We start from the raw sequence: 13,144 nt of genomic DNA on the forward strand, positions 1-13,144 counted from the left end.
CGACGGTCCGCCGTCGCCCCCGCCTCATCCGGGGGGCCCACCGCCGGGGGCGCCGGCCGTCTGCGTCCGGCACCCGGACCGCGCCACGGGTCTGACGTGCACGCGGTGCGACCGGCCTGCGTGTCCCGAGTGTCTGCGCGAGGCGTCGGTCGGCTACCAGTGCGTCGACTGCGTCGGTCAGGCCGCACGTCGCGGCAGGCGCGGCACGACGGTGGCGGGAGCCGAGCCGAGAACCGGGCGCCCGTGGGTGGTGCCCACGCTGATCGGGCTCAACACCGCGATCTTTGTCTGGACCGTGGTGCAGGCCGGCAGCGTCAACGGGAACGCGGCCGCCCCGCTGTTCGACGAGTGGGCACTCGTTCCCGTGCTGGTGCAGAACGGCGAGTGGTGGCGGCTGTTCACCTCGGGCTTCCTGCACATCGGCCCGATCCACCTGCTGTTCAACATGATCGCGCTGTGGGTGCTCGGCCGGGACCTCGAGATCGTGCTCGGCCGGGGCCGGTTCCTGGCCGTGTACCTGATCTCGCTGCTCGGTGGCTCTGCTGCGGTGATGCTGTTCTCGATGCCGAACCAGGCGGTGGCCGGTGCGTCGGGGGCCGTGTTCGGGCTGATGGGTGGGCTCGCCGTCGTGCTGCGCAGGCTGCGGGCACCGGCCGGCCAGGTGATCGGGCTGATCGCGGTCAACCTCGTGATCAGCGTGCTCATCCCGGGCATCTCGCTGCTCGGCCACCTCGGTGGACTGGTGATCGGCGCCGTGGCCACCAGCGCGCTGGTCTACGCCCCCGTCCGGAACCGGACGGTGGTGCAGGCCGCAGCGCTCGTCGGGTTGACGATCGTGCTGTTGCTCCTGATCGCGGTGACCGCGCTCCGGTAGTGCGGCCGCGACACGACGGCTGGAACGACGACGGCGGGGACACCCTGGGAAGGGTGCCCCCGCCGTGGCTCGTCGGGATGGATCAGGCGGGTGTACTGCAGCCACAGCCCGTGGCGCAGCCGTCAGTGCCCCGCATCGGTGTCCTCGCTGCCATGCAGACTCCCTTCGTAGACTCCCCGTGATCCTAAACAGGTTCGGGTGTCGGCACGACCGCTCATCCGGGCGGCTCCGGCTCACGAGCAGTGCCACGTCTGCGACATGTGAGGGATGCGCCGGGCCGGGGACGGGACCGCCGCTCAGGGCCGGAGTGCGAGGAGTTGCGGCGCGACATCCTCCGGGTCGGCGGCGAGGTCGAGCCGGCCGAACACGATCAGCCGCTCGTCGCCGTCGGTCGTGACGGTGTCGACCTCCAGCAGCGAGGTCTGCCGCCCCAGCCTGCGCATCCGCAGCACCCGCACCTCACGGACCAGGGGCCAGGGGTGATGGTGGGTGCGGAACATCCCCGTGACGGTCAGCCCGTCCGCGTCGACGCGCAGCCGCGGCCGGGCCCTGGTGCCGAATGCCGCGGCGATACCTGCCCCGACCACGGCCACGCCGGCGAGCAGCCGCCCGGCCGGGTCGGCAGCCGTGGCCGTGAGCGCGACGAACCAGGCAGCGGCGGCCACGGTGAACAGCCAGGCGCAGACCACCAGACCGGGCGCCGGGCTCCACTCCCTGACCTGCTCACCCATGATCACTCAGCGTGAACTTGTCCACAGCATCCGTCCACACTGGGGACTGCTTACACTCCTGTATTTCCGCTGGTCAGCGCCACCGCATGGTCATCAGAAGGCCGATTACGATGAGTGCGAACCCGATGAAGAAGTTCCAGGGCCCCAGGGCGACCATGAAGTGGATCGAGTCGCCGGCGAGGTAGTTGACGACCAGCCAGACCAGGCCGACGAGCATCAGGCCGAGCATCACCACGACGTAGACGGGGTGGGTCGGCCCGGCCACCTTCACGGGTGTGCGGCGCTCGCTCGACGGCGGTGTGTAGACCGCCTTCTTCCGGACCTTCGACTTCGGCATGTCTGACCTCGCGGAATGTTCGGGGTGCGTCGGCCCCACGGTAGCGCGCGCCGGGTAGGACCCGGGACCCGCAGGTCCGGCAACGGCTCCGGGCTCAGGCGCTGGCGCTCAGAGCGGCCGTCTCCGCCGTGAGCGCCTCCACCGTGGGCTCGGCGGCCGGGTGCCCGGCCTCCGCCATCCAGTTGGCCAGTAGCCGGTGGCCGCCCTCGGTCAGCACGGACTCCGGGTGGAACTGCACGCCGACGACCGGGAGCTCACGATGGCGAACGGCCATGATCACGCCGCTCTCTGTGCGTCCGGTGACCTCCAGGGCAGCCGGCAGCGAGTCGGGACGGATCGACAGCGAGTGGTAGCGGGTGGCCACGAACGGATCCGGCAGCCCGGCGAGCAGCGGGTCGCCCGCGTGGTGCACGAGCGATGTCTTGCCGTGGAGCAGTTCCGGCGCGCGCTCGACCACCCCGCCCCACGCCACGCCGATCGCCTGGTGGCCCAGGCACACACCGAGCAGGGGAAGCCCGCGGTCGGCGCTGCGCCGGATCACCTCGATGCTGGACCCCGCCCGCTCCGGCGTGCCGGGGCCCGGGCTGACCAGCACGCCGTCGACGTCGTCGAGCTCGTCGAGGTCGACCTCGTCGTTGCGCCGAACCGTACTGTCGGCGCCGAGCTGGGCCAGGTACTGCACCAGGTTGTAGACGAAGCTGTCGTAGTTGTCGATCACCAGCACGCGCATCCACCCAGTGTCCCCGAGAATCCGGACGGGCGTCGTGTCAGTTGTTGCCGAAGACACCTTCGGAGAAGCGACCGCGCGTGATGGTGATCTCGTCGTTCGGATCGGCCGTGGAACCGGCGGGGACGGACTGCTTGATGATCTTGCCGTCCTGGTCCTGGCTGTTGACGTCGGCGGTCGCCAGGCTGAGGTTCCGGAAGCCGGCCTGCTGGAGGTCGCGCTGCGCGTCCGAGACGGACTCCCCGACCACGTTGGGCACCTCGACCTCGTTGCCGCGCGACACCTGCAGGGTGACCTGCGAGCCACGCGCCACCTTGCTGCCTGCCTGCGGGTTGGTGCCCACCACCGAGCCCTCGTCGCCACCGCCGTCGACGTCCTGGGTCTGCACCCGGAAACCGGCCTGGGTGAGGGCCTGCTCCGCGTCGTCGGCGTCGCGCCCCGACACGTCGGGAATCTGAATGGTGGTCTGCTCGGCACCGATGACCACGGCGACCTCGCTCCCGCCCGGAGCCGACTCGCCCGGCCCCGGCGTGGAGGAGATGATCTTCCCGACGCTGTCGGCGTTCGAGGTCTCCTTGGTGGTCTGCGCGCCGATCTTGAGACCCTGCTTCGCGAGCAGGTCGGTGGCCTCGGCCACCGTCTTGCCCGTGAGGGCGGGCACCGTGGCGGTCTCCGGCCCCTTGCCCACCGAGAGGTTCACGGAGGAGCGCTCGGCGACCTGGCTGCCCACCGGCGGGTCGCTGGAGATGACCTGACCGATCTGGGCAACCTGGGACGGGACCTCCTGGACCGTGCCCAACCGCAGGCCCGCGGCCGCGATCTGGTTGGTGGCGTCCGCCTGGGTCTGCCCCACGACACCTGGGACCGCCACCTGCGCGGGCGCTGGTGGCGGTCGCATGAACTGGTAGACCCCGAACCCGACGACAGCGAGCACGACGAGTACCGCTGCGACGATGCCGATGGTGCGCGCGGTGTTTCGGCGCGGCTCCTCGTCGTAGTAGTCGTCGTAGTCGGCCACCGGCGCGGGCGCCGCATTGTGCCGGCCGCCGTTGAGCCGGCGGGTGGGGCCGGTGGACGGGCCCGGGGCGAGCATCGCCGTGCGCTCGTCCTCGCTCATGACGAGCGGGGCCAGCGGGCTCTGCCCGCTGCGCACCCGCACCAGGTCCGACCGCATCTCGGCGGCCGACTGGTAGCGGTTGAGCGGGTTCTTGGACAGTGCCTTGAGCACCACGGCGTCGAGCGCGGCGGGAATGCTCGGGTTGACGTCCGACGGGCGTCGCGGGTCCTCCCGCACGTGCTGGTAGGCCACGGCCACGGGCGTGTCGCCGGTGAACGGCGGGTCGCCGGTGAGCAGTTCGAACAGCACGCATCCCGCCGCGTAGACGTCGCTGCGGGCGTCGACCGCCTCGCCGCGTGCCTGCTCCGGCGACAGGTACTGCGCCGTGCCGATCACGGCGGCGGTCTGGGTGACGTTCTGGCCCTCGCCGAGCGCGCGGGCGATGCCGAAGTCCATCACCTTCACCGCGCCGGCGCGGTTGATCATGATGTTGGCCGGCTTCACGTCGCGGTGGATGATGTTGTGCCGGTGGCTGAAGTCGAGGGCGGCGCAGACGTCCGCCATCACCTCGATGACCCGCTGCTGCGTCATCGGCCCGGTGGTCTTGACGATCTCGCGCAGCGTCTGCCCGTCGACGTACTCCATGACGATGTAGGGCAGCGTGCCGGACTCGGCGGCCACCTCACCGGTGTCGTAGACCGCGACGATGGCCGGGTGGTTGAGCGCGGCGGCGTTCTGCGCCTCTCGACGGAAGCGCATCTGGAACTGGGGGTCACGCGCGAGGTCCGCGCGGAGCACCTTGATAGCGACGTCCCGGCCCAGCCGCGTGTCGAGCCCGCGATGCACCTCGGACATGCCGCCGTAGCCGAGCACCTCGCCCAGCTCATAGCGCTCGGACAACAGTCGGGGGGTGGTCATCGCTGCCGGTTCCTGGGAGTCATGAGTGATTCGGACATCATGCCGGGCGCCGTCGCCCAGTGGGGGGCGGTGTCGGCCATCTGAGCGCCGGACCGTCGATTTGCCGGGTTCACCGGACGATCTTCGAGACGAGCGTGTGTTCAGCCACCGCCGGTCCGGCCAGGACGCCCTCCCGGCTCGTCAACGTACCGGTCGACGACCCCAGCGGAACCGGATCGGGTGATTGTCGACCGTCAGACCGTGGACTGCGGACCAGGAACACCCCGACCAGCACCGCAGCCATCGTCAGGAGCACGAACAGCACGAGCAGCAGCGTGCGTCCGGACCCGGCCTTGGGCTGCAACCGCAGCGGTTCGGTGCGGGCCGACGGCCCAGGTGCGGGCCGTTCCGGCGTGGCGCGGCGCATCGCGGCGGCCGGGGTGCGGGGCCGGTGGTCCTGGGCGGGCTTCCCACCGGGACGCCGCGGGGCGGCGCTGACGACCGGCCGGGGCCGCGACGGCGTGACCGGCGACCTCGCCGTGATGAGGGGCACCTCGCCACTCACCGAGATGGGCTCGGGGAGCGGCTCACCGCGCCGGACGGCCGCGACGGCGAGGGCCAGTTCGCCTCCGGTGCCGTAGCGCAGCGTGGGGTCCTTGACGAGCACCGCCTCGATGAGCTCGCGGGCGCGCACCGGGACCGTGGCGGGCAACGGCGGTGGGAGCTCCCTCACCTGCATCATCGCGACCGCCACCGCGCTCTCGGCGCGGAACGGCCGGTGCCCGGCCAGGCACTCGTAGCCCACGATCCCGAGCGAGTAGACGTCGCCCGCCGGGCCGGCCTCTGAGCCACTGGCCTGTTCCGGGGCGATGTAGTGGGCGGTGCCCATCACCATCCCGGACCGGGTGACCGGGACGGCGTCGGCGGCCTTCGCGATCCCGAAGTCGGTGAGCTTCACCAGCCCGTCGTTGCGGACGAGGATGTTGCCCGGCTTCACGTCCCGGTGCACGAACCCGCGCTCGTGGGCTGCCTGGAGCGCCCACGCCGCCTCCTCGAGGAGCCGCAGCGTCTCGTCCGTCTCGATGGGCCCCCGCGAGATGAGGGTGGACAGCGGCTCGCCGCGCACGAGCTCCATCACCAGGTACGCCGTGCGGCGCCCGCCGGGCCCGTCGTCCTCGCCGTAGTCGTGCACCGCGGCGATGCCGGTGTGGTCGAGCGACGCGACCGTGCGGGCCTCGATGCGGAAGCGGTGCAGGAACTCGGGGTCGTCGGACAGCTCCGGCCGCAGCACCTTGACCGCGACGCTGCGACCCAGGCGGGTGTCGGACGCCTCCCAGACCTCGCCCATGCCGCCGACGGCGATCCGGCGGTCCAGCTGGTAGCGGTCGGCGATCTTCTGCCCCGCGGCGAGAACCGTCACGGCTGCTCCTCGCTGGTGCTCGTCGTGACTCCGGTGCCGTGCCCGTGCAGCCTCACTGCCCACCCCCGAGCGCGGCGCGGATCACGGCCCGGCCGATCGGGGCCGCGACCGCGCCGCCCGTGGCCGCCAGGTCGTTCGGGTCGCCGCCGGACTCCACGAGCACGGCGACCGCCACCTGCGGGTTGTCGGCCGGGGCGAACCCGACGTACCAGACGTGCGGCGGGGTGTTCTTGGGATCGTTGCCGTGCTCGGCCGTGCCGGTCTTGGCCGCGATCTGCACGCCGGTGATCTTCCCCGCGCCCGAGTAGCTGTTCTCGTTGTTGACCATCAGCTGGGTCAGGGTCTGCGCCACGGCGGGATCGATGGCGCGGCCGAGACGATCCGGCTCGGTGGTCTCGACGGGGTCGAGCTCCTGGCTCTGGATCTCCTTCACCAGGTACGGAGCCATGACCTGGCCACCGTTGGCGATCGTGGCCACGATCATCGCGTTCTGCAGCGGCGTGAGCGCCACGTCCCGCTGGCCGATGGAGGACTGCTCCAGCGCGGCGGTGTCCTGGATGTCGCCGATCGTGGAAGGGGCCACCGGCATCGGGATCGTGAGGCTCTGGCCGATCCCGAACTTGTTGGCCTGGTCGCGGATGGCCTGCTCACCGAGGTCGGCGCCCAGCTGGGCGAAGGCGGTGTTGCAGGAACGCTGCAGCGCGTCCTTCAGGCTCGCCGTGGCCGCGGTGCCGCACGCGTTGCCGTTGAAGTTCTCCAGCGTGGTGTTTGTGCCCTGCAACGTGATCCGCGGCGCCGCCGTGAGCTGGCTGTCCGGCGTGTAGCGGCCGCTGCTGAGCGCCGCTGCGGTGTCGATGAGCTTGAACGTGGAACCGGGCGGATAGGTCTCGGAGATCGCCCGGTTGATCAGGACCGGAGGATCGGCGCTCTCGTCGGCCTTCCAGGCCGAGTTCTGCTGCTCGGAGTTGTGGCTCGCCAGCGGGTTGGGGTCGAACGACGGGGTCGACACCATCGCGAGGATCTCGCCGGTCTGCGGGCGGATCGCCACGACCGAGCCGGCGTACCCCTTGCGCTCCAGCTGGTCGTAGGCGGTCTGTTGCACGTCGGGGTCGAGGGTGAGCACCACGTTGCCCCCGCTGGGGTCGCGGCCGGTGATGAGATCCGACAGCCTGCGGCCGAACAGCCGGTCGTCGCTTCCGTTGAGCACCGAGTCGGCGGCGCGCTCGATGCCACTGGAACCGTAGATGACCGAGTAGTAGCCGGTGATGGGGCCGTAGACCTTCCCGTCCGAGTACTGCCGCTGGTAGCGCAGCCTGTCGTCGGTCTCCACGCTGCTGGCCAGGATCTGGTTGTCGGCGCTGATCTGCCCGCGCTTGCGCGAGTACTCGGCGAGCAGCACCCGCTGGTTGCGCGGGTCGTTGCGGTAGTCGCTCGCCTTGACGACCTGCACGTAGGTCAGGTTGGTCATCAGCAGCAGGATCATCACCATCACCGCGATGGCGACGCGCCGGACCGGAGTGTTCACCGCGGCCGCTCCACCAGTTCGGTGCCGGCCTCGGCGATCGGCGGCAGTGGGACGGCGGGGCGGCGGGGCAGCGGGGCCCGCGCGGCGTGGGAGATGCGCAGCAGGAGCGCGACGAGTGCGTAGTTGGCCACGAGCGACGAGCCCCCGTAGGAGAGGAAGGGCAGCGTGAGGCCGGTGAGCGGGATCAGCTTCGACGCCCCGCCTGCGACGATGAAGATCTGCAGTGCGATGCCGAACGCCAGGCCGGTGGCCAGCAGCTTGCCGAAGCTGTCCCGCACCGCCAGCGCGCTGCGCAGGCCGCGGGTGATCAGCACGAGGTAGATCACGAGGATGGCGGCCAGCCCGATCAGCCCCAGCTCCTCGCCGAGGGAGGAGAGCATGAAGTCGCTCTCCGCGAACGGGACCAGGTCGGGACGGCCGGCGCCGAGCCCCGTGCCGCCGACGCCTCCGGTGCCGAGGCCGAACAGCGCCTGCCCGATCTGGAACCCGCTGCCGCTGAAGTCGGCGAAGGGGTCGAGCCAGATCTGGACGCGGACGCGGACGTGGGCGAACAGGTGGTAGGCCAGCACGCAGCCGCCGAGGAAGAACGTGATGCCGATGAGCATCCACGACACGCGCTCGGTGGCGACGTAGAGCAGCACGAGCAGGATGCCGAAGAACAGCAGCGAGGTGCCGAGGTCGCTCTCGAGCACGAGCACGCCGACCGACATGCCCCACGCCAGCAGCAGGGGGGCGAGGTCACGGGCCCGCGGCAGCTCCATGCCGATGAACCGGCGGCCCGCGGTGCTGAACAGGTCGCGCTTCTGCACGAGGAAGGCCGCGAAGAAGATGATCAGCAGGATCTTCGCGAACTCGCCGGGCTGGATGCTGACCGGCCCGAGCCTGATCCAGATCTTCGCGCCGTTGACCTCGGAGAGCGACGACGGCAGCAGCCCCGGCAACGCCAGCAACGCGATGCCCGTGAACCCCGCCGTGTAGGCGTAGCGGGCGAGCGTGCGGTGGTCGCGGACGGCCCACAGCACGGCGACGAACAGGAGGAGGCCGATGGCGGTCCAGGCGACCTGTCGGCCGATGAGCTCGGTCGGCGCGTCCCTGCCCAGCGCGAGCGCCTGGTCGATCTCGGCCAGGTCCAGCCGGTGGATCATCACCAGGCCCAGCCCGTTGAGGAGCGCCACGCACGGCAGGATCAGCGGATCGGCGTACGGGGCGAACCGGCGCACCGCGAAGTGCGCCGCCGTGAACAGCCCCAGGTATGCGAGCCCGACGAACAGCAGCACCCGGGTGAGTTCCTGCTCCTGGTTCGCCTCGACCAGCACCAGAGCACCCGTCACCAGCACGGCGGCGAACGCCAGGAGCACGAGCTCGATGCCTCGACCGGTGGGCAGCGGCGCCGGCGCGGCCGGTGCCGGCTCGGAGCGCAGGTCGGGAGCCGCCATCAGCTCACCAACCGGCAGGTCGTTCCGGGTTCGGGTGCCGGCGTCGGCAGCGGTGTCGTGTCGACGGGCGGGACGCCCGCGACGGGTGGCTGGCCCTGGCCGGCCGCCGGGGGTGGTGGCGTCGGCGAGGGCGGCGGCGCCGGAGGTGGGCAGGGCTCCAGCATCCGGTCGCGCAGCCGCTCGACGAGCACGCGGGCCCCGGCGAGCCCTTGCTCGGTGTTGATCCCGGCGCGGACCGAGGAGCGCTCGGTCTCCGGCAGGTCGTCGAGCGCGATGTCGGTGCGCTCCGCGACCTTGTGCAGCGGGATGCCGAGCACCTCACCGCGCACCCCTTGGAAGATCGAGACGAGCTGCGCGTCCACGCCGACGTAGTACTGCTGCAGCACCCACATCCGCGCGAGCACGGCGCCACCGACCAGCACCGCGAGCACCGTGACCACGCCGACAACGAGCTTCGCGCGGGACCGGCGGGCCGCAGGCGCCTTGGTGGCGGTCTGCACCCGCTGCGGGGCCACGCGCGTGAGAGTGGTGGCGGACGCGCGGGCCGCCGCGGAGTCGGGCGGCGGTCCGTCCTCGCTGCCGTCGCCCACCGACCCGCCGATGATGGGGGCGTCCTCGCCGAACTCGATGTCGACGACGTCCGCGACGATGCACGTGATGTTGTCCGGGCCGCCCCCGCGCAGCGCGAGCTCGATCATGCGATCGGCGCACTCCCGGGGGTCGCGGTAGGACTGCAGCGTGTCGGCCAGCGTCTCGTCGCTCACCACGCCGGACAGCCCGTCGGAGCACAGCAGGTAGCGGTCGCCCGCGCGGGCCTCGCGCACGGTCAGCGAGGGGTCGACGTCCTGGCCGGTGATGGCGCGCAGCAGCAGCGACCGCTGCGGGTGCGTGTGCGCCTCCTCCTCGGTGATGCGGCCCTCGTCGATCAGCGACTGGACGAACGTGTCGTCCTTCGTGATCTGGCTGAAGACGCCCTCGCGCAGCTGGTAGGCCCGCGAGTCACCGATGTGCACCAGGCCCAGCCGGGAGCCCGCGAACAGGATGGCCGTGAGGGTGGTGCCCATCCCGTCGAGGTCGGGGGCGTCGGCGACGTGGCGCGTGATCGCCGCGTTGCCCTCGACGGTGGCGTCACGCAGCTCGGCGAGCAGGTCGTCGCCGGGGTCGTCCTCGTCGAGCGGTGCCAGCGCGGAGATCACGAGCGATGACGCCACCTCGCCGGCAGCGTGGCCGCCCATCCCGTCGGCGAGTGCCAGCAACCGGGGCCCGGCATAGACCGCGTCCTGGTTGTTCTGCCGGACGAGCCCGCGGTCGCTGCGGGCGGAGTAGCGCAGGACCAGCGTCATGTCAGCGCTCCGCCAATACGTTCGGGGCAGATCGACCGGCGAGGCCGCCCCCGGTCGGACACCGGGGTGCGCACGTGCAGCGTTCGCCGACTCATGACCGGAGCTCGATCACCGTCTTGCCGATGCGGACAGGGACTCCCAGGGGAACCCGGGTGGGTCCGGTGACCTTAGCCCGATCAAGGTATGTCCCGTTCGTCGACCCGAGATCCTCGACATACCACTCGTCTCCCTGCATCGCGATGCGTGCGTGGCGGGTGGAGGCGTAGTCGTCGTCGAGCACCAGTGTCGAGTCGTCGGCCCGGCCGATCAGGATCGGCCGGGAGTCCAGCGACACGCGGGTCCCCGCCAGCGCTCCCTGCGTAACGAGCAGCTGACGGGCCGTGCGTCCGCGCCCGGTCCGGGTGGTGGTCCGCCCGCCGGGGACCAGGGCCCGAAGGCCGGACGCGGCGTACAGATCGGAGCGCACCACCCGGAGCGCGACAAGCACGAACAGCCAGAGGAGGGCGAGGAAGCCCGCCCTGGTCAGCTGCAGCACCAACTCCGGCACTCGCGGCGAACTCCGTTCTCTCCGATAGGTGTGATGGCCGAGCTCGAGTCCGCGCGACTACTGGGCGCGGAAGACGAGGCTCGAGTGCCCGACCCGGATGACGTCGCCGTCGTTCAGCTGCCAGGTCTGCACAGGGTTGCCGTTGACGGTGGTCCCGTTGGTGGAACCAAGATCCGTCAGCGTGGCGGTGTGACCATCCCAGCTGATCTCCAGGTGGCGTCGCGACACGCCGGTGTCCGGCAACCGGAACGAGGAATCCTGGCCGCGACCGATGACGTGGCTGCCCTGGGTGAGGTCGTAGGTGCGACCGGAGCCGTCGTCGAGGCTGAGCGAGGCGGTCAGGCCCTGCTGGTAGCCGCCGTAGCCGCCGCCCTGCTGGCCGTAGCCCTGGTCGTAGCCGCCGTCGTAGCCCTGCTCGTAGGGCTGCTGCTGCGGGTAGCCGCCGCCCTGCTGGTAGCCGGCGTCGTAGCCGGGCTGGCCATAGCCGGGCTGTCCATAGCCGGGCTGCGCGTAGCCCTGCTGGCCGTAGCCCTGCTCGTAGCCGCCACCCTGCTGCGGGGGGTAGCCGGGCGCACCGGGCTGACCGCCGGGCTGGCCGTAGCCCTGCTCGTACCCGCCGCCCGGCTGCTGGCCGCCGTAGCCGCCACCCTGCTGCGGCGGCGGGTAGCCGCCACCCGGCTGCTGCCCGTAGCCCTGGTCGTAGCCACCCTGCTGGGGGTGGCCGCCCTGCGGCGGGTAGCCACCGCCCGGCTGCTGGCCGTAGCCCGGCTGCTGGGGGTGCTGCTCGCCCTGGTCGTACCCCCCCTGGCGCTGGTCGTAGGCGGGCGGGGCGTACGTCTGCTGCCCGTATCCGCCGGGGGCACCACGGTCGTAGCCGTACTGCCCGTTCTCCTCGGGGTGGCCCGGTTGCTGGCTCATGGGTGCTTCTCCTGCGTCGCGTGCTCGGATGGCGTCCCGGCGGGAAGCGTCGGGGTCCACGGACGAGCGGGTGCGGAACTGTCCCGTGTGCAGCGCATCGGAGCGCTCCAGAAAGACTACGACCTCGCCGTAGGTGTCCCATCCCTGGTCGGCGAGTTGTTCGGTGACGGAGGCAGAGAGCGAGTTCACGATCTGCTCCCGATCACCGGCCATGCGATCGAGATCCGACGGGCTGAGGAGCACCGTGAAGCGGTTGGGCGCCAGCAGGCGCCCTCCCGCGAGCTCCTCGATGTGGTCCTCGGCTTCCCTGAGCAGCGCTTGCATGACTTCCTGGGGAACGACGCTGCCACCGAAGACCCGCGCGAAGGCGTCGCCCACCAGTCCCTGGAGACGGCGTTCGAACCTGTCCACGCGGCCCAACCGATCTTCCTCCGTTCGCATCGGCGTGTTGCTGGCAGCGCAGATCGTATCTGTGCTAGCCAGCGGTGCCACGCCCACCGACCCGGGCCCCTGATCGGACCCCTCCGGGGGGCGTGCTAACTTTCCTCCTGCCAGGGCGAGTGGCGGAATGGCAGACGCGCACGGTTCAGGTCCGTGTGTCCGTAAGGACGTGAGGGTTCAACTCCCTCCTCGCCCACAATCACCTCCTTTCCACCCGTCGGATCGCGGGACGGTCCGGGTGGTCGGCCAGCACCAGAAGATCGGCTGCTGCCGCCGGATCACGCTCCACGTCGTAGCGGTCGTAGGCCGGCAGGGTCCACTGCTCACCGTCGGCAAGGCTGCGGGCCAGTGCCGCCGAGCTCATCCGCAGGTGCACGCTCACGTCGAACGGGAGCCCGCGGCCGAGCAGCAGCGCGCCGGCGAGCACCACCACCCCGTCCGCCGGTAGCTCCGTGTACCCGTCCCGGTAGGCGCGGTCGGTCGCCGCGTCCCACAGCCGGGGCAGCACCCGCCCGGAACCGTCCGGGCCGGCCGGCCCGAGCACCTCCCGGCGCAGGCCGGCCTCGTCCAGCCAGCCGTCGAGGAACTCGTCGGGATCCTCACGTCCGTACTCCAGCCGCACCGACGCGGGCCGCAGGAAGTCGGTGGCCGCCACGACCAGCACGGCACGCCCGAGTGCCCGCAGCTGCACGGCCACGCGCTCGGCGAGCGCGACCGGCCCCGACGGGGGAGGCCCGTCGAGCGCGAGTCGCACGCGTCCGGCCCGGCCCGCCACGAGGTCGGTGATCTCCTCGACGAGGAGGTCGGGGCTGACCGGAGTGATCCGCACGGTGTCGATGCTCCCCGAGCGGAGCCTGCGGCGCATCCCATGTCCGCCGTGGTTGCTGCGCG

12 protein-coding genes and 1 tRNA gene are annotated in these 13,144 nt (G+C 71.5%); 2 read left to right on the forward strand and 11 right to left on the reverse strand.

The window, feature by feature from the left end; genetic code table 11:
* The first annotated feature begins 211 nt into the window (after positions 1-211).
* Positions 212-874, forward strand: a complete 663-nt coding sequence (locus tag ACQPZA_RS00130) for a rhomboid family intramembrane serine protease (protein ID WP_433277309.1) — start codon at positions 212-214, stop codon at positions 872-874.
* 296 nt (positions 875-1,170) lie between these two features.
* Here ACQPZA_RS00130 and ACQPZA_RS00135 read toward each other — a convergent pair whose 3' ends face one another.
* From ACQPZA_RS00135 to ACQPZA_RS00180, 10 genes are all read right to left on the reverse strand, one after another.
* Entirely contained in the window at positions 1,171-1,605 is a 435-nt protein-coding gene (locus ACQPZA_RS00135) for a PH domain-containing protein (protein ID WP_433277311.1), read from the reverse strand.
* A gap of 73 nt (positions 1,606-1,678) precedes the next feature.
* Positions 1,679-1,942, reverse strand: a complete 264-nt coding sequence (crgA, locus tag ACQPZA_RS00140) for a cell division protein CrgA (RefSeq protein WP_169395586.1) — start codon at positions 1,940-1,942, stop codon at positions 1,679-1,681.
* A gap of 94 nt (positions 1,943-2,036) precedes the next feature.
* Entirely contained in the window at positions 2,037-2,672 is a 636-nt protein-coding gene (locus tag ACQPZA_RS00145) for an aminodeoxychorismate/anthranilate synthase component II (RefSeq protein WP_169395587.1), read from the reverse strand.
* A 37-nt stretch (positions 2,673-2,709) separates the two neighbouring features.
* The gene (gene pknB, locus ACQPZA_RS00150) at positions 2,710-4,644 is read right to left on the reverse strand and encodes a Stk1 family PASTA domain-containing Ser/Thr kinase (RefSeq protein WP_433277313.1); all 1,935 of its coding nucleotides are present in this window, start codon (positions 4,642-4,644) and stop codon (positions 2,710-2,712) included.
* Positions 4,645-4,753: 109 nt separating this feature from the next.
* Positions 4,754-6,043, reverse strand: a complete 1,290-nt coding sequence (locus ACQPZA_RS00155; RefSeq protein ID WP_312859060.1) for a serine/threonine-protein kinase — start codon at positions 6,041-6,043, stop codon at positions 4,754-4,756.
* 52 nt (positions 6,044-6,095) lie between these two features.
* Entirely contained in the window at positions 6,096-7,568 is a 1,473-nt protein-coding gene (locus ACQPZA_RS00160) for a peptidoglycan D,D-transpeptidase FtsI family protein (RefSeq protein WP_169395589.1), read from the reverse strand.
* A complete protein-coding gene (locus ACQPZA_RS00165) occupies positions 7,565-9,004 on the reverse strand; it encodes an FtsW/RodA/SpoVE family cell cycle protein (RefSeq protein ID WP_169395590.1) in 1,440 nt (479 codons plus the stop codon). Before ACQPZA_RS00165 ends, ACQPZA_RS00160 begins: the two co-directional genes overlap by 4 nt.
* On the reverse strand, positions 9,004-10,347 hold the full coding sequence (locus ACQPZA_RS00170; protein ID WP_433277316.1) for a PP2C family protein-serine/threonine phosphatase: 1,344 nt from the start codon (positions 10,345-10,347) through the stop codon (positions 9,004-9,006). The genes ACQPZA_RS00165 and ACQPZA_RS00170 overlap by 1 nt, the downstream gene beginning before the upstream one ends.
* A 91-nt stretch (positions 10,348-10,438) precedes the next feature.
* Positions 10,439-10,894 carry an FHA domain-containing protein FhaB/FipA gene (locus tag ACQPZA_RS00175; RefSeq protein WP_169395592.1) on the reverse strand — a complete coding sequence of 152 codons (456 nt, stop codon included), beginning with the start codon at positions 10,892-10,894 and terminating at the stop codon, positions 10,439-10,441.
* 57 nt (positions 10,895-10,951) lie between these two features.
* Positions 10,952-12,232, reverse strand: coding sequence for a DUF3662 and FHA domain-containing protein (locus ACQPZA_RS00180; RefSeq protein WP_281359724.1), 1,281 nt, complete (start codon positions 12,230-12,232; stop codon positions 10,952-10,954).
* 134 nt (positions 12,233-12,366) lie between these two features.
* Here ACQPZA_RS00180 and ACQPZA_RS00185 point away from each other — a divergent pair.
* Positions 12,367-12,449, forward strand: a tRNA-Leu gene (locus tag ACQPZA_RS00185).
* Positions 12,450-12,452: 3 nt separating this feature from the next.
* Here the strand turns inward: ACQPZA_RS00185 and ACQPZA_RS00190 are convergent.
* Entirely contained in the window at positions 12,453-13,118 is a 666-nt protein-coding gene (locus ACQPZA_RS00190) for a uridine kinase (RefSeq protein ID WP_433277319.1), read from the reverse strand.
* Positions 13,119-13,144: the final 26 nt, after the last annotated feature.

Origin of the sequence: Pseudonocardia xinjiangensis (genome assembly GCF_050948425.1) — a bacterium.
Classification (GTDB): domain Bacteria; phylum Actinomycetota; class Actinomycetes; order Mycobacteriales; family Pseudonocardiaceae; genus Pseudonocardia; species Pseudonocardia xinjiangensis.